18 protein-coding genes are annotated in these 22,858 nt (G+C 69.5%); 4 read left to right on the forward strand and 14 right to left on the reverse strand.

What is annotated here, in order from left to right:
- Positions 1–40 precede the first annotated feature (40 nt).
- The 8 genes from B7R24_RS09600 to B7R24_RS09635 form a co-directional block, all read right to left on the reverse strand.
- Positions 41–1,393, reverse strand: coding sequence for an MFS transporter (locus B7R24_RS09600; protein ID WP_116418755.1), 1,353 nt, complete (start codon positions 1,391–1,393; stop codon positions 41–43).
- Between the two features lie 5 nt (positions 1,394–1,398).
- Positions 1,399–1,875, reverse strand: a complete 477-nt coding sequence (locus B7R24_RS09605; protein ID WP_116418756.1) for a MarR family winged helix-turn-helix transcriptional regulator — start codon at positions 1,873–1,875, stop codon at positions 1,399–1,401.
- A gap of 142 nt (positions 1,876–2,017) precedes the next feature.
- Positions 2,018–2,551: a GNAT family N-acetyltransferase gene (locus B7R24_RS09610; protein WP_116418757.1), complete on the reverse strand. Its 534-nt coding sequence runs from the start codon at positions 2,549–2,551 to the stop codon at positions 2,018–2,020.
- A gap of 3 nt (positions 2,552–2,554) precedes the next feature.
- A complete protein-coding gene (ispG, locus tag B7R24_RS09615; protein WP_116418758.1) occupies positions 2,555–3,682 on the reverse strand; it encodes a flavodoxin-dependent (E)-4-hydroxy-3-methylbut-2-enyl-diphosphate synthase in 1,128 nt (375 codons plus the stop codon).
- 84 nt (positions 3,683–3,766) lie between these two features.
- Complete coding sequence (locus B7R24_RS09620; RefSeq protein WP_147304011.1) at positions 3,767–4,846, reverse strand: sensor histidine kinase; 1,080 nt, start codon at positions 4,844–4,846, stop codon at positions 3,767–3,769.
- A 116-nt stretch (positions 4,847–4,962) separates the two neighbouring features.
- Positions 4,963–6,297: a M50 family metallopeptidase gene (locus B7R24_RS09625; RefSeq protein WP_116418864.1), complete on the reverse strand. Its 1,335-nt coding sequence runs from the start codon at positions 6,295–6,297 to the stop codon at positions 4,963–4,965.
- A gap of 88 nt (positions 6,298–6,385) precedes the next feature.
- Positions 6,386–7,471, reverse strand: coding sequence for a 1-deoxy-D-xylulose-5-phosphate reductoisomerase (dxr, locus tag B7R24_RS09630; protein WP_172582785.1), 1,086 nt, complete (start codon positions 7,469–7,471; stop codon positions 6,386–6,388).
- Between the two features lie 5 nt (positions 7,472–7,476).
- The gene (locus B7R24_RS09635; protein ID WP_116418761.1) at positions 7,477–8,064 is read right to left on the reverse strand and encodes an FKBP-type peptidyl-prolyl cis-trans isomerase; all 588 of its coding nucleotides are present in this window, start codon (positions 8,062–8,064) and stop codon (positions 7,477–7,479) included.
- 175 nt (positions 8,065–8,239) lie between these two features.
- Here B7R24_RS09635 and B7R24_RS09640 point away from each other — a divergent pair, with 175 nt between their 5' ends.
- On the forward strand, positions 8,240–12,487 hold the full coding sequence (locus B7R24_RS09640) for a Pls/PosA family non-ribosomal peptide synthetase (protein ID WP_116418762.1): 4,248 nt from the start codon (positions 8,240–8,242) through the stop codon (positions 12,485–12,487).
- Positions 12,487–13,839 (forward strand): M1 family metallopeptidase, encoded by a 1,353-nt coding sequence (locus tag B7R24_RS09645; protein WP_116418763.1) that lies wholly within the window; start codon positions 12,487–12,489, stop codon positions 13,837–13,839. Before B7R24_RS09640 ends, B7R24_RS09645 begins: the two co-directional genes overlap by 1 nt.
- A gap of 18 nt (positions 13,840–13,857) precedes the next feature.
- Here the strand turns inward: B7R24_RS09645 and B7R24_RS09650 are convergent, their stop codons facing one another.
- Entirely contained in the window at positions 13,858–15,231 is a 1,374-nt protein-coding gene (locus tag B7R24_RS09650) for a DHA2 family efflux MFS transporter permease subunit (RefSeq protein ID WP_116418764.1), read from the reverse strand.
- 58 nt (positions 15,232–15,289) lie between these two features.
- A complete protein-coding gene (locus B7R24_RS09655; protein ID WP_116418765.1) occupies positions 15,290–15,730 on the reverse strand; it encodes an OsmC family protein in 441 nt (146 codons plus the stop codon).
- A gap of 190 nt (positions 15,731–15,920) precedes the next feature.
- Here B7R24_RS09655 and gabT point away from each other — a divergent pair, with 190 nt between their 5' ends.
- Complete coding sequence (gene gabT, locus B7R24_RS09660; RefSeq protein WP_116418865.1) at positions 15,921–17,294, forward strand: 4-aminobutyrate--2-oxoglutarate transaminase; 1,374 nt, start codon at positions 15,921–15,923, stop codon at positions 17,292–17,294.
- The gene (locus tag B7R24_RS09665) at positions 17,291–18,538 is read left to right on the forward strand and encodes an asparaginase (RefSeq protein ID WP_437123524.1); all 1,248 of its coding nucleotides are present in this window, start codon (positions 17,291–17,293) and stop codon (positions 18,536–18,538) included. The genes gabT and B7R24_RS09665 overlap by 4 nt, the downstream gene beginning before the upstream one ends.
- Before the next feature lie 25 nt (positions 18,539–18,563).
- On the opposite strand, the gene B7R24_RS09670 is transcribed toward B7R24_RS09665, so the two are convergent.
- From B7R24_RS09670 to B7R24_RS09685, 4 genes are read right to left on the reverse strand one after another with little or no spacing between them, the layout of a single operon-like run.
- Positions 18,564–19,454: an ABC transporter permease gene (locus B7R24_RS09670; protein WP_116418766.1), complete on the reverse strand. Its 891-nt coding sequence runs from the start codon at positions 19,452–19,454 to the stop codon at positions 18,564–18,566.
- The gene (locus tag B7R24_RS09675; RefSeq protein WP_116418767.1) at positions 19,451–20,365 is read right to left on the reverse strand and encodes an ABC transporter permease; all 915 of its coding nucleotides are present in this window, start codon (positions 20,363–20,365) and stop codon (positions 19,451–19,453) included. The genes B7R24_RS09670 and B7R24_RS09675 overlap by 4 nt, the downstream gene beginning before the upstream one ends.
- A 3-nt stretch (positions 20,366–20,368) precedes the next feature.
- A complete protein-coding gene (locus tag B7R24_RS09680) occupies positions 20,369–21,568 on the reverse strand; it encodes an ABC transporter ATP-binding protein (RefSeq protein WP_116418768.1) in 1,200 nt (399 codons plus the stop codon).
- Complete coding sequence (locus B7R24_RS09685) at positions 21,568–22,800, reverse strand: ABC transporter substrate-binding protein (RefSeq protein WP_116418769.1); 1,233 nt, start codon at positions 22,798–22,800, stop codon at positions 21,568–21,570. Before B7R24_RS09685 ends, B7R24_RS09680 begins: the two co-directional genes overlap by 1 nt.
- Between the last annotated feature and the right edge of the window lie 58 nt (positions 22,801–22,858).

The following is a 22,858-nucleotide window of genomic DNA, read 5'->3' on the forward strand; positions in this document are numbered from 1 at the left end:
TCAACAAATCAGCTCCCATGAGAAATCGTCAGAGTGATCTTCAGCGTTTGTCAGCGACCTCGTCTTCGAGGAGGTCGTCGGCCAGGCGGTCCCTTTCGATGGTGGCGGTGGGATGCGTCTCGAGCAGGTCGAGCGACCGCGTGTCGCCGTCGTGCGACACGATGAAGTGCGGGGAGCTGTGCAGCTGCATGGTGAGGCGCAGGTGTTGGTGCCTGACCATCCAGACGAGTCCCACGATCGCGGCGGCGAACCCGGCCGCCGCCGCCACGCCGATGGCCCAGCGCGGCCCGAACGAGTTGGCGACCCAACCGACGATGGGCGCACCGATGGGCGTGCCACCCATGAAGATGGCCACGTAGAGCGCCATCACCCGGCCGCGGAATTCGGGCGCGGTCGTCATCTGCACGGTACCGTTCGCGGTCGTCATCAGGGTCTGCGCGGCAAAGCCGAGCAGCACCAGGCACAGCGCGAAGGTCAGGTAGGTGGGGGCGAGCGCACCGAGCAGGCAACTCAGGCCGAAGAGGGCAGACGAAGCGAACATCAGGCCGAGACGGGGCCGCTCCCGGCGGGCGGACAGCAGCGCGCCCGTCACCGAGCCGACCGCCAGCACGGAGGACAGCAGTCCGAATGCTGTGGAGTCCAGATGGAAGGTCGCCGTCGTCATCGTCGAGGTGAAGATCTGGAAGTTGAGGCCGAATGTTCCGATGATGGCGATGACGACCAGCACGATGATGATGTCGGGCCGCTTCGACACGTAGCGGAAGCCGTCGAGCAGCTGCCCCGGGCCGCCCTTCGACCTCTTGGGCACCCGCAGATCCTCCCGTCGCATCCGGGTCAGCGAGAAGAGCACCGCGCCGAAACTCGCGGCGTTGATCAGAAAGACCCAGCCCGATCCGACCACCGCAATCAGCACACCCGCCAGGGCCGGGCCGATCATCCGCGCAGCATTGAAGGAGGCCGAGTTCAGAGCAACGGCGTTCGAGAGGTTCTTGTCAGAGACGAGGTTCGACACGAAGGACTGCCGTGCTGGCGCGTCGAAGGCACTGGTGATGCCCAGAAGCAGGGCGAAGATGTACACCTGCCAGAGCTGGGCCGCGCCGGTCAGCACGATGAGTCCGAGCGCCAGGCCCAGGATGCCCATCACCCCCTGCGTCGCCATCAGCAGCTTTCGGCGGTCGACGCGGTCGGCGACCAACCCTGTCCAGGGCACGAGCAGGAGCTGGGGGCCGAGCTGGAGCGCCATCACCGCCCCCACCGCGACCGCGTCGTTCTGGGTGAGGATGGTGAGCACGATCCAGTCCTGGGCGGTGCGCTGCATCCACGTTCCCACGTTGGAGACCAGGGCGCCGCCGAACCAGACACGGTAGTTGTAGTCGCTGAGCGACCGGAACATGGCGCTCAACTGTCAGCGAGCTGACGCAGGATGATCGCCGCGGACTCGAGGGTGGAACGCTCCTGGGGGCTCAGCTCGGCGAGCCTCTGGTCGAGCCAGGCGTCGCGCCGGCGACGGGTCTCTGCCACCAGCGCCTGACCCTCGGCGGTGAGCGAGACGACCACCTTGCGGCCATCGTCGGCGGATGGGCTGCGTTCGGCATATCCGGCGTCGACGACGGCATTGATCGTACGGTTCATCGAGGGCGGAGTGACACGTTCGAATGTCGCAAGGGTGCCGGGAGTGCTCGGCCCATTGTGCTGCAGGTAGCCGAGGATGGCGGACTGCGAGTCGCTCAGCTCGTCATCGGCCTTCTCTGCGCGCAGGCGCCGCGACACACGCAGCACCGCTGGGCGCAACCGAGCGGCAAGATCGTCGACCGCGGGGCTGGACGCCGAGCCGGGCGCACCGAGAGGCGCTGTGGGAAGGGTAGTTGTCGGCACCTCATTAGCCTAGCTCATTAGTTCGGCTAACAGCGCGGGCCGGCGCCCTCAGCGAAGGCGGCGCCCCGTCGAGGGCTGCGCGCACAGCGAATACGGCGGGGTCAGACCGATGGCGGGGGGGGTCAGACTGACGACGGGGGGGTCAGACCGACGGCGCGAAGCCGTAGGCGAGCACCCGTGCGCCCGACGGCGAGACGTGCTCGCTCTGAAGCGTCATCCCGAGGCGTGACGCGACCGCAATCGAGGCGGTGTTGTCGGCGTCGATCATCGAGACGGGCTGACGGATGCCGCGGGTTGCGGCTCTCGCGAGGCAGACCCGCGCGGCAGCGGTTGCCAGGCCGAGACCACGGTGCGCTGGGCCGAGCCGCCAGCCGAGCTCGAGGCGGCCGGTCGGGCCCCACGGCTTTGTCCACGGTTGGAGGCCGACGAAGCCGGCCACCTCCCCCGCCGTCCCCGTGCGGACCAGCGAGAACAGGCAGAGGCCGGTCTCGAGGGCGAGGGCCTGTTGGCGCGTGACGAAAGCCCGGTACCACTCGAGCGGCTGGACCCGGCCGTCGCCGATGTAGCGCATCACCTCGGCATCGTCGAAGAGGGCGAACCATGCGTCGGCGTCACCCTCGAGGGGCACGCGCAGTTCGAACGCCGGCGGGGCCGGCCGCGCGATCTGCACGCCCATGCGTCAGACCGTGACGACCTGCGGCGAGCCGAGCTCACCCGGGGGCATCTCGGCGGCGAGGCGGTTGGCCTCCTCGATGAGGGTGGCCACGATGTCGGCCTCGGGGACGGTCTTGATGACCTCTCCGCGCACGAAGATCTGGCCCTTGCCATTACCGGATGCCACACCCAGGTCGGCCTCGCGGGCCTCGCCGGGCCCGTTCACGACACACCCCATGACCGCGACGCGGAGGGGGACGGTCATCCCTTCGAGCCCGGCGGTGACATCGTTCGCAAGGGTGTAGACATCGACCTGGGCACGGCCGCAGGAGGGGCACGACACGATCTCGAGCTTGCGCTCACGCAGGTTCAGCGACTGCAGGATCTGCAGGCCGACCTTGACCTCCTGCGCGGGCGGCGCCGAGAGCGAGACGCGGATCGTGTCGCCGATGCCCTCGCCGAGCAGGATGCCGAAGGCGGTCGCCGACTTGATCGTGCCCTGGAACTCGGGGCCGGCCTCGGTCACGCCGAGGTGCAGGGGCCAGTCGCCGCGGGCCGCGAGCTGGCGGTAGGCCTTCACCATGATCACCGGATCGTTGTGCTTCACCGAGATCTTGAAGTCGTGGAAGTCGTGCTCCTCGAAGAGGCTGGCCTCCCAGACGGCACTCTCGACGAGGGCCTCGGGGGTCGCTTTGCCGTACTTCTGCATGATGCTGGGCTCGAGCGACCCGGCGTTCACACCGATGCGGATACTCACTCCGGCAGCCTTGGCCGCCGCGGCGATCTTGCCCACCTGGTCGTCGAACTTGCGGATGTTGCCCGGGTTCACCCGCACGGCCGCACACCCGGCGTCGATCGCCGCGAACACGTAGTTTGGCTGGAAGTGGATGTCGGCGATCACCGGGATCTGGCTCTTCTTGGCGATGATCGGCAGGGCCTCGGCATCGTCGCGGCTCGGCACGGCGACGCGCACGATGTCGCAGCCGCTGGCGGTGAGTTCGGCGATCTGCTGGAGCGTCGCATTGATGTTCGTGGTCGGGGTGGTGCACATGGACTGCACACTCACGGGGGCGTCACCGCCCACGAGCACCTTGCCGACCTTGATCTGACGGGACTTGCGACGGGGGGCCAGAGTCTCGACGACTTTGGGCATACCCAAGTTGATTGCTGCCACGCGTTCAGCTTACCCCTCGCCCGTTCCGGGCCCGCCCGTCGCCCCCGAACGGTCGGCTGCCGTTCAGCCGGAAGCGCGGATGCGAGAGGAGGAATCCCCGGGGAAGGTCGAGTCGTCGAAGAGGGTGGGCGCGGCATCCGTCGCCGACGAGCCCGGAACACCGCCCTCGGAACGGAGGAAGCCGAGCACGCCCCGCACCTCGTCGAGCGCCGTCGTGCTCGTCGCCCGGATCTCGGCGAGCGCCTCCCGCGCCTGCTCGGGCTCGGTGTCGAGAAGGTGCAGGCCGATGCCCGCCTGCACGGTGATCAGCGACAGCGAGTGGGCCAGAACGTCGCCCAGCTCGCGCGCGATGCGTTCGCGTTCGGATTGCGCCGCATCCTCACGCCGCTTGCGCATCGCGGCACGGAAGAGGGCGAGACGTTCAGCCCGGGTACGGATGATCTCACCGATCACCAGCACGAGGAGGATACCGAGCGAGGTGGCGATGGTGCGGAACGGATGCCAGTCGATTCCGAGCAGGATTGCGCCGACCAGGGCGAGCACCCAGCCCGTGGCGACGGATGCGACGGCCCAGTTGCGCGCGCCGCGCACCATCGCCGACAGAATCGCGAAAGCCAGGGCGAGGTAGGGGGCGCCGGAGCCGGGGGTGAGCAGCAGGTCGGCGCAGGACACAGCGGTGGCGATCGCGACGACCGGGCCGGGGAATCTCCGCGCGCCGATGAGCGCGAGCGGGCCGACCACCGCGAACAGCACGCCGAGGAAGCCGCCGAGTGCCCGGTCGCCCCGGTCGAACGCCATGACCGCCGGCACGACCTGCACGAAGAACGAGATCACGACGGGCAGCCAGAGCCGCACGGCCGGAGGCGGGCCGAAGCGTGTCACCGGGTGGTCGAGGTCGAGCAGACCGAGCGCTGGCGGCGGGGCCGGGGGCACAGGGGTCGAGTGCTGCGGGGCCGGGTACTGCGGGGCCGGGTGCACGGCGGCCTTGCCGGTCGCCGGCCCCTCGACACCGGCACCCCTCGAACCCACGAGCCGCTCCTCGAGTCGCCGAGCGGACTCCGCCCGTCGTCGACGCTCATCGGCCCACGACCACCGTCGGCCGGCGGGCTCACCCGCCGCATCCGCTCCGGCAGGCCCGCTCACGCCGCCCTCACCACGCTGTGCACCCTCACCACGCTGTGCGCCCTCACCACGCTGTGCACCCTCACCACGCTCAGCACCCTCACCACGCTCAGCACCCTCAGCGGCGCCCACGGCACCTACCCAAAGAGGTTCACCGGGTTCACGATGTCGGCGTACACCAGCAGCGCACTGAGCCCGCCGAGGAAGATGACGACCACGAACGTGAGCGGCATGAGCTTGGCCGTGTCGACCGGTCCCGGGTTGGGCCGCTTGAACAGTTTCGCAAGCTGGCGGCGCAGGCCTTCCCAGAGCGCTCCGATGATGTGGCCGCCGTCGAGCGGCATCAGCGGCACGAGGTTGATCACGAACAGCCCGATGTTGACCGACCCGAGCAGCCCGACCAGTGTCGCGACCTTGCTGGCGAGCGGGATGTCGATGGTCGCGATCTCCCCCGCCACCCGGCCGACCCCGACCACGCTGATCGGCCCGTTGGCGTCGCGGGTGCCTCCGCCGAACGCGGCGTCGGCGACTCCGACGATGCGGGCCGGCAGGTTGAAGATGGTGTTCGCGACGCCGCCGATGTTCTCGCCGACGAAAGGGAGCACCGCGGTCAGCGGCTGCGGCTGCAACTCGGTCGCGTAGCCGATGCCCACGAAACCGACGTCTTCGGTGACAGCGGCACCACTCGCATCCGTCTTGGCGACCGACTGCCCGTTCACCACCTCGGTGACCGCGCGCTCGGTGAGCAGGGGCGTGACGCTGAGCGTCTGCTCGCCGCCGTCCCGCGCGACGACGACCGAGAGGGCGACCCCCGGCGACTGCCGGATGATCGCGGTCGCCTGGTCCCAGGTCGAGATGGCCTGGCCGTCGACACTCACGATGCGGTCCCCCGGCAGGATGCCCGCCGCACTGCCCGGCGACACCGGATCGCTCGCGGCGCACGTCGTACTCGTGCTTCCCGCCGGTTGAACGCACGAGCTGACACTGCCGATGGTCGTGCTGGGACCGGCGAGGCCGAAGCCGCAGAGCACGATGGCGAAGAAGACGATTCCGAGCAGGAGATTCATGGTCGGCCCGCCGAGCATGATGATCACGCGCTTGTAGATGGGTAGCCGATAGAAGGAGCGGCCGTCGTCGTCGCCGATCGTCTCGAGGCTGGCCTTGCGGGCATCCTGGATCAGCGTCTGGAAGAAGCCCGTCGTCGCTCGACGCGCCTTTCCGCCCTCCTTCTGCGGCGGGAACATTCCGATCATCGAGATGTAGCCGCCGAACGGAATCAGTTTGACGCCGTACTCGGTCTCACCCTTCCGTCTGGAGAAGACGGTGGGCCCGAAACCGACCATGTACTGCGTGACCTTGACGCCGAAGAGCTTGGCGGGCACGAGGTGCCCCACCTCGTGCAGGGCGATCGAGATCGCGAGGCCGAGCGCGACGATGACCACACCGACGATGTAGAGGAGCACGTTATCCACCTGCACACGATAGCCCCCGGCAGAAGGTCGGCGCTGGGCAGGGGCTGAATGCGCCCCTCGAAGTCACCCAGCGCTCAGGATGCCCGGCTCACGCCCTGCCGATCAACCGGTCGGCCTCGCGCCTGGCCCAGAGCTCGGCCTCGAACAGCGACTCTCGGGTCAGCTCACCGTCGTCCGGCTCGTGCTGCTGCAGAACATCCTGGATCGTCTCGACGATGCCGAGAAACCCGATGCGCCCGTCGTGGAAGGCCGCCACGGCCTGCTCGTTCGCCGCGTTGAACACAGCGGGCGCCGTGCCGCCGGCGCGCCCGACCTGCTTCGCCAGTTCGACCGCCGGGAAGGCCTCGGTGTCGAGGGGTTCGAAGGTCCACGAGTGCGCGGTCGACCAGTCCAGCGGCGCACCGACCCCCGCAACGCGGTGCGGCCAGTCGAGACCGAGCGAGATCGGCAGCCGCATGTCGGGCGGCGAGGCCTGCGCGAGGGTCGAGCCGTCGATGAACTCCACCATCGAGTGGATGACGGACTGCGGATGCACGGTCACCGCGATACGCGAATACGGCACATCGAACAGCAGGTGCGCCTCGATCACCTCGAGGCCCTTGTTCACCAGCGTCGCGGAGTTCGTCGTGACGACGAGCCCCATGTCCCAGGTCGGATGCGCGAGGGCCTCCCGCGGGGTCACCTTCACCAGCGAGGCGCGCGTGCGCCCGCGGAACGGCCCGCCCGAGGCGGTGAGCACGAGCCGGTCGACCTCGGCCGCCGTGCCCGAGCGCAGCGCCTGCGCGATCGCGGAGTGCTCGGAGTCGACCGGCACGATCTGGCCGGGAGCGGCAATGCCCCGAACGAGCTCGCCGCCCACGATCAGGCTCTCCTTGTTCGCGAGCGCCAGGGTGCGACCGGTCTCGAGCGCGGCGAGGGTCGGGCCGAGTCCGACGGAACCCGTGATGCCGTTCAGCACGACGTCGGCCTCGACGCCCCGCACGAGCTGTTCGGCCTCGTCGGCGCCCAGGGCGGTGTCGGTCACGCCGAATTCGGTGGCCTGGGCATCCATTGCCGCCCGGTTCGTCCCCGCGGCGAGCCCAACGACGTCGAAGCGCTCGGGGTTCGCCCGGATGACGTCGAGCGCCTGCACGCCGATCGAACCGGTGGAGCCGAGGATGATGACGCGACGCACGGTACTCACTCCCCCGTCGTGGTGCCGGTCGTGGCGGTGGGCGTCGGTGCCGGACCGACGTCTTTCACATCGACCACGAAGACGAGCGCGTCGGCCGGTGTGACGCCGAGCGCGGCGTTGCCGTCGGAACCGTACGCATCACCGGGCGGCACGACCACGACGACCCGCGAGCCGACGGCCGAGCACGCGACGGCCTTGACGAGCCCCGGGAGGAACTGTGACTCGTCGACGATGATGGGCAGCGCCTGGCCGCCGGCGTCGAGCGTGCTGAACAGCTGCGCACCGGTTGTGGCGTTGTAGAGCGTGAAGTCGACGGTGGCCTGGGCCCCGGATGTCGCGACAGCCCCGGTCCCGGTGATGACCACCGATCGCTCGGTGATGTCGCTCGTCACGGGCGTGGCGAACGTCGTGGTGGGCGCCGTGTCGAAGTCTCCGCTGACCGACACGGAGTCGGAGGCGGGCCCGGGAGCCGTGAAACTGCAGTCGACGCTCGCGCTCGGAGCGGGCTCGGGTGACCCGGAGCAGCCGGCGAGCGCCATCACCAGAGCGATCGAGGCAGCAGAGGCGGCGACCAGGGCGGCGGGAGTACGCATGCCACAGTTCTACAGGATCAAGCTGTCCCGAGCTGGCAGGTTGACGAATGCTCTGCTGTGTGGCGGGGCGCGCCGCCCCGCCACCGCTCTGCACCTAGACTGGCGGCCGGTTTACCTCCGTGTCACCGGTGCCCGCTACACTCCGAGGCACTCTCAGACAGAACAGGAATCCGGCATGACTCCCCCCGCAGACGGCATCCTCTCGGCCGGGCCCACGCCGGATGCGCGCACGCTGGTCGACATCCTGCACGCGAGCGCCGTCTCGAACCCGCAGGCCTCTGCGCTGGCCGACACGGGCGGAACGCTGAGCTACCGCGAGCTGCTGCGGGAGGTCAACCGTGCGGCGGCGCGGCTGGCCGAGGCGGGTGTTCGACCGGGCGACCGGGTGGGCATCCGCATCCCGTCGGGCACCCGCACGCTCTACATCGGCATTCTGGCGACGCTGGTGGCGGGGGCGGCGTACGTTCCGGTCGATGCCGACGACCCTGACGAGCGTGCCGCGCTGGTGTTCGGCGAGGCGGCCGTGGTGGGCGTGATCGGGGTCGACGGCGAGCTGGTGCTGCGGGAGACAGCGGTGCCGCCGGGGCGCGGTGCGGGTGCTGCGGCGACCGCTCCTGCGGATGCTGCGGCGGGTGCTCCGGATGCTGCCGCCCCCGAGCATCCTGGGGCCGCGGCCGGCGCGCACCCGTCGACCGCCGGCATCGCGACCCTCGGCTCGGCGACCGGCACCCTGCCCGTGGTGGGTGGCCCCACCCCCGACCTCGACGCCTGGATCATCTTCACCTCGGGGTCGACGGGCACCCCGAAGGGCGTCGCCGTCACGCACCGCTCGGCGGCCGCCTTCGTCGATGCCGAGGCGCGCCTCTTCCTGCAGGGCGATCCCATCGGCCCCGGTGACCGGGTGCTCGCCGGTCTCTCCGTCGCGTTCGACGCCTCCTGCGAGGAGATGTGGCTCGCCTGGCGGCACGGCGCGTGCCTCGTGCCGGCGCCCCGGTCGCTCGTGCGCTCGGGCGTCGACCTCGGGCCGTGGCTGATCGCGCACGGCGTCACGATCGTGTCGACGGTTCCCACTCTCGCCGCGCTCTGGCCGCTGGAGTCGCTCGAGCTCGTGCGCCTGCTCATCTTCGGCGGCGAGGCCTGCCCACCCGAGCTCGTCGCCCGGCTCGCGGTCGACGGCCGGGAGGTGTGGAACACCTACGGCCCCACCGAGGCGACGGTGGTCGCGTGCGGCGCCCAGCTCGACGGGGTCGGCCCGGTGCGCATCGGCCTCCCGCTCGACGGTTGGCTGCTCGCCGTGGTCGATGACCGCGGGCACCCGGTCGCCGAGGGCGAGACCGGCGAGCTCATCATCGGCGGTGTCGGGCTGGCGCGGTACCTCGACGCGGCGAAGGACGCCGAGAAGTATGCCCCGATGCCGACCCTCGGCTGGACGCGCGCCTACCGCAGCGGCGACCTCGTCGTGTTCGACCGTGCCGGTCTGCTGTTCCAGGGACGCGCCGACGACCAGGTCAAGCTCGGCGGTCGGCGCATCGAGCTCGGCGAGGTCGAGGCGGCCATCCAGGCACTGCCGGGTGTCGCCGGGGCGGCTGCTGTCGTGCAGCGCACCGCCGCCGGCAACCAGGTGCTCGTGGGGTACCTGGCGCTCAGCGACACGGGTGGCGGTGCGACCGAGGGCGGCGCGGGCGGCGCGGGCGGTGCGAGCGGTGCGGGCGCCTCCCGCACCGCCTTCGACACGGGCTCCGCGATCCAGGCGCTGCGGGAGACGCTCCCGGCTGCCCTCATCCCGCTGCTGGCGGTCGTCGATTCGCTGCCCACACGCACCTCCGGCAAGGTCGACAAGGCGGCGCTGCCCTGGCCGCTCCCGGCCGCGGCCGCCCATGCCGCTGCCGACGCGTCGACGGCCGACGCGACATCCGGAGCCGGCGCTGGCGCGAAGAAGGGCGGCTCGGGCGCCCTCAGCGACACCGCGCTCTGGATCGCCGGGCACTTCACCGCCATTCTCGGCGCCCCCGTCACCGGTCCCGACGACGACTTCTTCGCGTTCGGCGGCGGCAGCCTGTCGGCAGCGCAACTCGTGTCGGTCATCCGCACCCGGTTCCCCGAGACCACGGTGGCCGACATCTACGATCACCCGCGCATCGGCGCCCTGGCGACCGAGCTGGATGCCCGCGCACCCGTCACCACGGTGTCGCGCCCGCCCGTGCTGCCCACCCCGGCGAAGACCCAGCTCGCGCAGACGCTCCTCGGCATCCCGCTCTACGTGCTCGTCGGCCTGCGCTGGCTGGTCTACGTGCTCGCCGCCAACAACGTTCTGCAGCTGTTCGAAGTGTTCCCGTGGGCGCCGACGGTGTCGTGGTGGTGGCTGCTCGTCGGATTCGTCGTGCTCATCACCCCCTTCGGGCGCATGGCGATCTCGGTGGCGTCGGCGCGGGCGCTGCTGGCCGGCGTCGAACCCGGGGAGTACCCCCGGGGCGGCAGCGTGCACGTGCGGCTCTGGCTGGCCGAGCAGATCGCGCAGCTCGTGGGCGCCACGAACCTCGCCGGTGCGCCCTGGATCATCACCTACGCCCGCGCACTCGGCGCCAAGATCGCCCCCGGCGTCGATCTGCACACCCTCCCGCCCATCACCGGAATGCTGAAGATCGGCGCCCGCGCCTCGGTCGAGCCCGAGGTCGACGTGTCGGGCTACTGGATCGATGGCGATGTCCTGCGTCTCGGCTCCGTGCAGATCGGGGCGGATGCGGCCGTCGGCGCCCGCAGTACTCTCCTCCCCGGTACACGCATCGGGCGCCGCGCCGAGATCGCACCGGGGTCCTCCGTCGCGGGCAGGGTGCCCGCGGGACAACTCTGGGCCGGCTCCCCCGCCGAGCGCCGTGGCAAGGCGCACCCCGACTGGCCCGACCAGCGCCCGCCCCGCAACGCCCGCTGGCTCGTCGCGTTCGCCCTCGGATCTGTCGCACTCTCGCTGCTCCCCGTCGTCTCGGTGCTCGCCGGCGCCGCGGTCGTGGGCTGGTCGCTGGGGCTGGGCTTCGGCGCCGCCTCCGCCGCTGGTTCTGCCGCCGGCTCCGCCGCTGCTTCCGCCGCAGGTACGGCCGCCGTAGACACCGCTGCTGTGGCCCTCCCCGCGGTGGCCTCGGCTCTCCCCACCCTCGGCGACGCTGCCCTGCGGGCCCTGGCCGCCATCCCGCTCGCCACCCTCGCCGCGGGAATCGTGTACGCCGGCCTCACCGTCATCGCTGCCCGCCTGCTCGGCCTCGGCCTCCGCCCCGGCAGCTATCCCGTGCGCAGCCGCATCGGCTGGCAGGTCTGGGCCACCGAACGCCTCCTCGATGCGGCGAGAACCGTGCTCTTCCCCTTCTACGCGAGTCTGTTCACGCCCGTCTGGCTCCGAATGCTCGGGGCCACGGTCGGTAAGAACGTCGAAGCCTCGACGGTGCTCCTCCTGCCCCGCATGACGACCATCGCCGACCAGGCCTTCCTCGCCGACGACACCATGGTCGCCTCTTACGAGCTCGGCGGCGGGTGGCTGCGCATCGGCGAGGCGAAGGTCGGCAAGCGCGCCTTCCTCGGCAACAGCGGTATGACCGGCCCGGGTCGCTCCGTGCCCCGCAACGGTCTTGTCGCCGTGCTCAGCGCCACACCCAAGAAGGCCAAGAGCGGGTCGTCATGGCTCGGCAACCCGCCCGTGCGCCTGCGTCGTCAGGTCACCGAGTTCGACGAGGGCCGCACCTTCCGGCCCTCCGGCCGGCTGAAGCTCGCCCGAGCGCTCTGGGAGCTCGGCCGCATCGTGCCCGTGATGATCAGCATCGCGATCGGGCTCGGTATCGCCGTGCTGCTCGAACTGCTGCTCGGCACCCTCGGCCTCGGCTGGACGATCGTGCTCTCCGGTGCCGTGATGCTCGCCGGCGGAGCGGTCGCGGCTGTGGTCACAACCGCAGCGAAATGGGCACTCGTCGGGCGCATCCGTCAAGGGGAGCATCCACTCTGGTCGTCGTTCGTCTGGCGCAACGAGGTGTCGGATACCTTTGTGGAGATGGTTGCCGCCCCGTGGTTCGCAAATGCCGCATCCGGCACGCCCGCCCTGGCGTGGTGGCTGCGCTCCATCGGGGCGACGATCGGCCGCGGCGCGTGGATCGAGACCTACTGGCTGCCCGAGGCCGACCTGATCTCGATCGGGGCGGGCGCCACCGTGAACAGAGGGGTCGTCGTGCAGACCCATCTCTTCCACGACCGCGTGATGAGCCTGGACAGCGTGGCGCTCGACGACGGAGCGACGATCGGGCCGCACGGCGTCATCCTTCCCGCTGCCTCCATCGGAGTCGACGCCACCGTCGGCCCGGCCTCACTCGTGATGCGCGGCGAGCACGTGCCCCGGGGTTCGCGCTGGGCGGGCAATCCGATCGCGCCCTGGGCAGGTGCCTGATGGCCCGCCCCACCTCGACCGCCCTCGCGGCGGCGGGCGCCCGCTCGCTCGGCGACCCGTACCTGCCCACCAGCGGCAACGGCGGCTACACCGTGCTGCACTACGACCTCGATTGCGACTATCGCGTCTCGGGCAACCGGCTCTCCGCCACCGCCACCATCACGGCGGTCGCGACACAGCGGCTCTCGAGCTTCAGCCTCGACTTCGCCGGTCTCGTCGCGAGCAAGGTCAGCGTCGACGGGCAGCGCTCGGCGAACCTCACCCAGACCGCGCGGAAGCTCGTGGTCACCCCGGTCACTGCACTGAACAAAGACGTACAGTTCACCATCGTCGTCAAATACGCCGGGCTGCCGAAGCCGGTGCGAAGCGCGTGGGGCGAGGTCGGCTGGGAAGAACTCACTGACGGCGTGATCGTGGCCGGCCAGCCCAGCGGGGCTCCGTCGTGGTTCCCCTGCAACGATCATCCGTCGAACAAGGCGACCTACTCCATCGCGTTCGCTGTCGAGTCGGCCTACCGGGTGCTCTGCAACGGCAAATTGGTGAAGAGGACGCCGCGGGCCTCGCGAACCCGCTGGGAGTTCTGTTCGACCGAACCGATGGCGACCTACCTGGCGACCGTGCAGATCGGGCTCTACGAGACGATGCACGTGTCCCAGGAGGGCGTACCGCAGTATGTGCTGCTGCCCGAAGACCTGCGGTCGAACGCTCTGGCCGACTTCGAAGCCCAGGACCGCATGATGGCGCTGTTCGAGCGACTCTTCGGCCCGTATCCGTTCGCGGACTACACAGTGGTGGTCACCGACGACGAGCTCGAGATCCCCCTCGAGGCGCAGGGGCTCGCCATCTTCGGCCGCAACCACATCGACGGCGTCGGCGGCTCGGAACGCCTCATCGCGCACGAGCTGTCCCACCAGTGGTTCGGCAACTCGCTCACCGTCGGCCTCTGGAAGGACATCTGGCTGCAGGAGGGATTCGCCTGCTACGCCGAATGGCTCTGGTCGGAGGAGTCGGGCAACGCCACGGCCGATGAGTGCGCCTCGACGCACTGGGCGCGGGTCAACCGGCTGCCCAAAGACCTGATGATCAGCGACCCGGGTGCCGCGCGCATGTTCGACGACCGCCTCTACAAGCGCGGAGCCCTTGCGCTGCACGCCCTTCGCCGCACGATCGGCGACGACACCTTCTTCGGGGTGCTGCGCGAGTGGACCGCGACGCACCACCACGGCACCATCTCGACACCCGAGTTCATCACGCTGGTCGAGCAGCACGCCGCCGTACCGGTGCGCGCCCTCTTCGCCGCCTGGCTCGACCAGCTCGCCCTCCCCAAACTCCCACGCCGCGCTCCGCGCTGAACCGCCGCACAGGCCGGGTCAGGATGCCGGTGGTGTGGCCTGGGCGGGCCTGCGGGCGTTCTGGATGCCGATCGCCGACACCACGCCACCCACCACGAGCAGCGCGGCCGTCGTCAGGACACCGCGCGAGAACCCGTCGACCGTCAGCGCCTCCCCCACGATGAGGGCTGCGGCCGCGGTCGCGATCAGTCCGGCGACCCGAGAGACCGCGTTGTTCACGGCCGAGGCGATGCCGGCGCGCTCGGGATCGATCGCCCCGAGAATGGCGGCGGTGAGAGGCGCGACGGTCACGGTCATGCCGAGCGCGAAGACCACCGTGCCCGGGAACACCTGCGTCAGATAGTCGGCCGAGGCCGACACCTGTGAGAGCAGCACCCAGCCGACTGCCGCGATCACCGGCCCCACCGCCATGAACAGTCGAGACCCGTACGTGCCGGCGAGCGTACCGAACAGCGACGACAGCGAGATGCTGATGATCGTCGACGGCAGCGAAGCGAGGCCGGCCTGGGTGGCCGTGTACCCGGCCACCTGCTGCAGGAACAGCGTCAGCAGGAACGACCCGAGCGAGATCGCAGCGTACACGAACGTCGTCGCCACGTTCCCCACCCAGAAGTTGCGCACCGCGAACAGGCTGAGCGGCAGCATCGGCTGCGGCACCCGCCGCTCGTTCAGGATGAACAGCGCGAACGCTGCGATGCCGACGATGAGCGCGCCCGATACCACCGGGTTCGACCACCCGAGCCGGCCCTGCTCGATCAGCGCGAACACCGGAAGCCCGATGCCGAACACCCCGAGCACTGCCCCGCGGTAGTCGATCACCGGCTTCACCGGCCTCGGCGGCTCGGCATGGATCCTGCGGAGCATCACCAGCGTGACCGCGATCGGGATGACGTTGATCGCGAACACCAGCCGCCACGACAGCAGGTCGACGAGCACCCCGCCAAGCAGCGGCCCCGCGAGGAAGGCCGTGCTGGTCCACGCCGTCCACTGACCGATCGCCTTCGCCCTTTTCGGCCCGTCGAAGTTCGAGATGATGATGGCCAGCGAACTCGGCACGAGCAGGGCCCCGGCGATGCCCTGGATGCCCCGGCTCACGATCAGGAACTCGTCGGTCGGCGAGATCGCACAGAGAACGGATGCCGCACCGAACCCGATGAGCCCCCAGAAGATCACCCGGCGGCGCCCGAACGCGTCGCTCAGCGAGCCCGCGAGCAGAATGACGGCCGTCAGCGAGATGAGATACGCGTCGACCACCCACTGCTGCCCGGCCAGCCCCCCGCCGAGCTCCCGGGTGATCGCAGGCAACGCGACGTTGATGACGGTGCCGTCGAGAAAGGAGATGAACGAGGCGAGAATCGCCACCCCGAGAACGACGCGCTGGTACCTCGTCACCGGACTGGCCCTGCGACCGGCGGGGCGGGCATCCGGATGTCGCGGCCGGCTGCGCTCGTCACTGGGCCCGCGGCTCGTGCAGCACCGGGAAGTTGACCGACTGGGCGATGAAACAGTGCCCGCTCGCCTCGTGGTGGATCGCGTTCGCCAACTCGGCCTGCCCGGGATCGGCCAGGGTCACCACCGGACGGAGCAGAACCTCGGTGAAGTGCCCGCCCTGCCCCTCCTGCTCCATCGTGCCGAGCGCCTCGTCTTCGTACCCCGTCACCACCACTCCGTGCTGAACCGCCACGTGCAGGTACGACAGCATGTGGCACTCCGCGAGAGCGGCGATGAGCAGCTCCTCGGGGTTCCAGCGGTCGCGATCGCCGTGGAACGCGCGGTCGGCCGACGACGGCAACTCCACCTTGCCCGCCGCACGGATGACCCCCTGGCGCGAATAGTCGCGGTAGCCGCTCGTTCCGGTGCCGCGATTGCCCAGCCATTCGACACTGACCATATAGCGATGCTCGTTCACGCCTTCAGCCTATGCCCGCCGCATGCTGACCCCGCCGGACGAACGCCGGATCGCGGCCGGAACTCCCACCGCCCCCATCGTGTTCGTACGCAACCGCGGATGCATCCACGATGAAGACACCCTGCACGATCGCTCCCGCGCCCCAGCCGCTCCGCCCGGTAATCTGGGGGGTATGACTGACACACTCGGCACCTCCGTCTACACCGTCCCCCAGGAGCGCAAGATCGTCACGGCGATCCCCGGGCCTTTGTCGAATGCCCTGCACGAGCGACGTCTCGCTGTGGTGCCGGTCGGTGTGTCATCCGTTCTGCCCGTGTACATCGCCAAGGCGAACGGTGCCATCCTCGTCGACGTCGACGGCAACCAGTTCATCGACCTCGGTGCGGGCATCGGTGTCACAACTGTCGGGCACACCCAGGCGGGGGTAGTGGATGCCGCGGTCGAGCAGCTGCACGACGTCACCCACACGCTCTTCACGGTCACGCCCTACGAGGAGTACGTGCGGGTCGCCGAACTGCTCGCCGAGCACACCCCCGGTGACTTCGCGAAGAAGACCATGCTCGCGAACTCAGGGGCCGAGGCTGTCGAGAACGCCGTCAAGATCGCCCGCAAGTACACCCGCCGCGTCGGCGTCGGCGTGCTCGAGCACGCGTACCACGGCCGCACCAACCTCACCATGGCCATGAACTTCAAGGCCGCGCCCTACTCCACCGGGTTCGGCCCGTTCGCGGGCGACGTGTACCGCGCCCCGAACTCGTATCCCTACCACGACGGGCTCACGGGTGCCGAGGCCGCGGCCAGAACCATCTCCTACCTCGAGAAGACGGTCGGCGCCTACGACCTCGCCTGTCTCGTCGTCGAGCCGATCCAGGGCGAGGGCGGCTTCGTGCTGCCCGCCGAGGGGTTTCTGCCGGCCCTGCAGCAGTGGTGCACCGACAACGGCATCGTCTTCGTTGCAGACGAGATCCAGAGTGGCATGGCGCGCACCGGCAAATACTTCGCCAGCGAGCACTTCGGCCTCACCCCCGACCTCGTCACCTCGGCCAAGGGCATCGCGGGCGGTCTCCCCCTCGCCGCCGTCACGGGTCGTGCCGAGATCATGGATGCCGCCCTGCCGGGCGGTCTCGGCGGCACCTTCGGCGGCAACCCGGTCGCTGCTGCCGCCGCGGTCGCGGTCTTCGGGGAGATCGAACGCCTGGGCCTCCTCGCCGAGGCGACCCGCGTCGAGCAGACCCTCTCGCACGGTCTGCTCGAGCTGCAGAAGAAGTACGACGTGATCGGTGACGTGCGCGGCGTCGGCGCCATGATCGCCATCGAGCTCGTGCAGCCCGGAACCGGCACCACTACCAAGGAGCCCAACGGCGCCGCGGTGACCGCCCTGGCCGCCTACGCCGCCTCGCACGGCGTGATCATCCTCACCGCAGGAACCTACGGCAACGTTCTTCGCTTCCTCCCCAGCCTCACCATCACCGACGCCCTGCTCGAAGACGCCCTCAGCGTGCTCGACGACGGCTTCCGGGCGTTGGCCGCCGGGGAGCTCGCGTGAGCGGTGCCGCGGGCACCCCTGACGCAGGCACGAACCCGGCAGGCACGTCCGCGGCAGGCCCGTCCGCGGCGGGCACCTTCGCCGCTGCCGATGCTGTCGAGCTGGCCGTCGTCGAGCGCAGCGGGTTCGTCGAGTCGCGCCATGTCGGCTCGGCCGTCGTGCTCTCTCCCACCGGCGAGATCCTCACCACCCTCGGAGACCCGTCGGCCCCGATCATCCCGCGCTCCTGCCTGAAGCCGTTCCAGGCGCTGGCCGTGCTGCGAGAGCTCGGGTCGGGCACGCCTCTCGACGCCGTGCAGACGGTGCTGGCCACCGCCAGCCACGCCGGAACCGCCGAACACGTGGCCGTCGTGCTGAGCATCCTGCAGCTCGCCGGCCTGACACCGGATGATCTGCAGTGCCCGCACGACTGGCCGAGCTCTTCGTCGGCCCGTGACTCTCTCGTTCGCGCTGGTGCCGAGAAGTCGCGGCTGTACATGAACTGCTCGGGCAAGCACGCGGCCATGCTCTACGCCTGCGTTCTGAACGGTTGGCCCACCGAGACCTACCTCGACCCGTCACACCCTCTGCAGCAGCAAATCGCCGCCACGATCGAGGAGCTGACGGGCGAGCACATCACGGCCTCCGCTGTCGACGGCTGCGGTGCTCCCGTGCACGCGATCTCGCTCGTGGCGCTGGCCCGCGGCATCGGTCGCATCACCTCCGCCCTGCCGATCGCTCCGCTGCTCAGCCCGGTCGATGCGTCAGCCGACGGCGATGCCGCGGAGGTCTTCGTTGCTGCGACGGCATCCCAGGGCGCCCCCGACGGCAGCCATGCTCCGGGCAGCTCCTCCTCCGACCGTCTGGTCTCGCCGGAGGCTGCCGCCCTCACGGCCTCCGTGCTCGCGAACGGCTGGGCCATCGACGGCCCGGGCCGGGCGAACACCCTCTGCATCGACGAACTCGGCGTCTTCTCCAAGCTGGGCGCGGAGGGTGTGATGGTGATGTCGACCACCGCCGCCTCCCCGGCCCCGGGCCGAGAGGTTGCGCCTGAGGCGGCACCGACCACCGTCGGCACCACGGTCGCCCTCAAGGTGCTCGACGGCAACCTCCGAGCCGCCACCCTGGTGGGCCTCACCCTGCTCGTGCGCGCCGGTGCCCTCACCCGGGACTCCGTCGACGCCCTCCTCCCCCGCCTCGACCTCACGGTCTACGGCGGCACCGCACCCGTCGGCACCATCCGCCTCGCCTCCGCCCTCGCCTGACCCCGTCGGCCCCGCCGCCCCCTCGCTACCGCTGCAGCCGCGCCGTGCGCCGCGCCCGCGCCGCGCGCGTCACCTGTGCGACCACCACGAGCACGATCGCGAGGATGAACACCGCCGACGCCACCACGTTCGCTTCGGCCGGAATGCCCCGCGCCGCCGCGATGTAGATGAACTTCGGGAAGGTGTCGACCGCCCCCGAGTTGAAGTTCGTGATGATGAAGTCGTCGAAGCTCAGCGCGAACGACAGCAGCGCTGCCGCCGCGATGCCGGGCAGCAGCAGCGGGAAGGTGATGCGCCAGAACACTGCCACCGCTGACCCGTAGAGGTCGCGCCCCGCCTCTTCGAGCGCCGGGTCGAGTGACGCCACCCGCGCCTTCACCGTCACCACGACGAAACTGATGCAGAACATCGTGTGCGCGATGATGATCGTCATCAGCCCCTTGTTGACTCCGAGCGACAGGAACTGCGCCGCGAGCCCCGCTCCCAGCACCACCTCGGGCGTCGCCATCGGGAGGAACAGCAGCAGCGAGATCGCCCCGCGTGCCCGGAACCGGTACCTGACCAGCGCGATCGCGATCGCCGTGCCGAGCGCCGTCGCCAGCACGGTCGCTACGACCCCGACCAGGATGCTGTTGGCGAACGCCTCACAGACGCCCTGCGCGGAGCACACGTTGGTCCACTTGTCGAGCGTGAATCCCTGCCACGCGATGTTCAGCTTGCCCGAATCGTTGAACGAGAAGACGAACGTATAGGCGATCGGTATCAGCAGGAAGATGAGCGCGAGCGCCGTGTAGATCGGCAGCCCCAGCCCACGAATCCGGATGCCCCGCCGGCGCCGGCCCGGAACAGGCGCCTCCAGCTCCCGGGCGATCCCCCCGGGCGTTGCGGCAGCCAGCCGCGATGCAACCCCGCTCATACCAGGTCCTCCGTTCCGGCCCGCCGCACATACAACCCGACGATGACCAGGATCACCGCCATCAGCACGATGGACAGCGCCGCCGCCACCGGGTAGTTCTGCGTCACCAGGAAGTTCGACTCGATGGCGTTGCCCACCATCGACGTCTGCGCCGATCCCAGGAAGTCCCCCGACGCATTGATGTAGTCACCGGCGGCCGGGATGAACGTCAGCAGCGTTCCCGACACGATCCCGGGCAGCGACAGCGGCACGGTGATCTTACGGAACGTCGTGAACGGTGACGCGTAGAGGTCATTGCCCGCTTCGATGTACCGCACATCCAGCCGTTCGAGCGTCGCGTACAGCGGCAGCGTCATGAACGGAATGAAGTTGTAGGTCAGCCCGAACACCACCGCGAACGGCGTGCCGGTGATGTGACCGTCGTTCGGAAAGACAGACAGCGCTTTCAGCGCCACCACGATGGGCCCCTCGTCGCTCATGATCTGCTTCCAGGCCAGCGTGCGCAGCAGGAAGCTGATGAAGAACGGTGCGATCACCAGGGTCAGCAGCAGGCTCTGCACGAGCGGAAAGCTCCGCACCTTCACCCCGATGAAGTACGCGAGCGGGTAGCTGATCACCAGCGCGAGCACCGTCGCCAGCACCGCGTAGCCGAACGCCCGCAGAATGAGCGGAAGATACTGCGTCACGCTCTCGGTGTAGTTCTCCCACTTGAAACCGGCGCTGTACTGCCCGATGTCACCGCCTATCACCGGCTGCTGGAACGACGTGAAGACGAGCGAGACCAGCGGCGTGATGAAGAACAGCAGCAGGTACAGGATGCCCGGCAGCAGCAGCACGAGCGCGACCCAGCTGCGCCGCCTGACCGCCGGTTCAGCCGCGGCCGGTGCTGACGCGAAGGCACTGAACGCCACGGCTCAGGCCCTGACCGACGAGGTCACGCCCGTGCGGGTGTCGGCATCTGCGCTCTGGGCGGCCGCGGCATCCTGAACACCGGCGGCAGCCTCCTCGACCGAGTCCTCCAGACCGAAGCCGTGCTCGACGTTCCAGCTCACCCAGACCTCGGCCCCGACGTGCACGACCGGCCCGAACACCATGTTCTGCGCGAAGACGACCACGTCGCCGGCACCCGGGATCGCCACGGTGTACTGGGTGCTGACCCCGCTGAACGACACGTCGATGACCCGGCCCGGCCCGAGCGCGTTCGAGCCGGAGGAGGGTGCCGGAGCAGAGGTGAGCAGCAGCAGCTTCTCGGGGCGCACACCGACGGTGACCGTCCCCTTTCGACGCGGGGCGCGGGCGGTCGGGATGATCAGCCTCTGCCCGGCGATCGCCACCGTCAGAGCATCCGGAGTCGACCCCGAGACCTCGCCCGTGAACAGGTTCGACTGCCCGAGGAAGTTGGCGACGAACGCCGTGCGCGGCAGCTCGTACAGTTCTTCGGGCGCACCCATCTGCTCGATCTCGCCCTTGTTCATGACCGCGATCGTGTCGGCCATGGTCATGGCCTCCTCCTGGTCGTGGGTGACGTGCAGGAAGGTGAGCCCGACCTCCGACTGGATGTCTTTCAGCTCGAGCTGCATCTGCCGCCGGAGCTTGAGGTCGAGCGCGCCGAGCGGCTCATCGAGCAGCAACAGGGCGGGGCGGTTCACCACGGCGCGGGCGAGTGCGACGCGCTGTTGCTGGCCGCCCGAGAGCTGGCCCGGCCGACGCGCGGCGAGGTGATCGAGCTCGACCAGCCGCAGCGCCTCGTGCGCCTTCTCCAGCGGCGAGGCGATGCTGCGGCGGCGCAGCCCGAACGCCACGTTCTCGAGCACGGTCATGTGCGGAAAGAGCGCGTACGACTGGAACACCGTGTTCACCGGTCGCTGGAACGACTTCGTGGCCGTCACATCCTGCCCGCCGATCACGATGCGACCGGCCGTCGGCTCCTCGAGCCCCGCGACCAGGCGGAGCGTCGTCGTCTTGCCACAGCCCGAGGGGCCGAGCAGTGCGAAGAACGACCCCGCCGGAATGAACAGATCGAGCGACTGGATGGCGGTGAAGCCGGGGAACGTCTTGGTGATCCCGACCAGCTCGAGGTCGGCGCCCTTTTCGGCGAAGGTTCCGGCCGCCATCAGCTGCCCAGCAGCACTTTCTGGAACTCGGCTCCGAAGTCGTTCTCCTCCTGCGCGCTGAGCGTGCGGAAGACGTGCACCGTCTTCAGGTACTCCTCGTCGGGGAAGATCAGCGGGTTCGACGCGAGCTCGGGATCGATGGCATCCATCGCCTCCTTCGCGCCGTCGACCGGGCTGATGTAGTTGACCCACGCGGCGAGGGTGGCAGCAACCTCAGGCTCGTAGTAGTAGTTCATGACGGCCTCGGCGTTCGATTTGTGCTTCGAGCCCATCGGCACGACGAAGGTGTCGTTCCAGAGCGTTCCGCCCGACTCCGGAATGGCGAACTGCCATTTGTCGCCCGCCGTCGCGTTCAGCGAGGTGATGTCACCCGACCAGCAGATCGCGGCGTAGGTGTCTTCGCTCTGCAGGTCGTTGAGGTACTGGTTGCCCTTGATGTTGCGGATCTGGCCGTCGGAGACCTGCTGGGTGAAGACATCCATCGCGTTCGTGAACTGGTCGGCACCCCACTGGGAGGTGATGTCGGTGCCCTGGTTCAGCATGATGAGGCCGATGGTGTCCCGCATCTCGCTCAGCACGCCGACGCGGCCCTTCAGGTCGGCGCTCCAGAGGTCGTCAATCGTCTTCAGGCCGTTGGGAACCTTCTCGGTGTTCCAGCAGATGCCGGCGAAACCGCCCTGCCACGGAACGCTCTTCGCCCGGCCCGGGTCGAAGTCGGGGTTCGCGAACGAGGCGTTCATGTTCGAGAGGTTCGGCATCGCGGAGTGGTCGAGGTCCTGGAGATAGCCGAGGCGCACCAGGCGCGACACCATCCAGTCGGTCAGGCACACGGTGTCGGTACCGATGTCCTGGCCGAGCGCGAGCTGGTCTTTGACCTTGGCGTAGTACGTGTTGTTGTCGTCGACGGCCACGTTGTAGGTCACGTCGATTCCGCTCTGGGTGCGGAACGCGTCGAGCGTGGGGTTCGCACCGGCGTCGTCTTCGTCCATGTAACCCGGCCAGTTGTCCCAGATCAGCGTCTTCTCGGTCGATGAGAGGTCGGTCGCGGGCGTCAGCGCCTTCTGTGTGGCGGTCACCGGCGCGCATCCGGCGAGCGCGAGGGCGCCCGCACCGAGGCCCACGGCTCCGAGAAAGCTGCGACGGGTCAGGTTCAGCTGCCTGGCGCGCTGCATGGCCTGGGAGTGACGGATGGCCTGGATGATCATCGGATCCTGCGGCGGTTGTAGTGGCATCGGCTCGTGCGCTCCCTCACATCGGTGGGTTCGATGATTGCACAGCCGTCGAGGGCAG

Origin of the sequence: Subtercola boreus (assembly GCF_003399645.1) — a bacterium.
Lineage (GTDB): Bacteria > Actinomycetota > Actinomycetes > Actinomycetales > Microbacteriaceae > Subtercola > Subtercola boreus_A.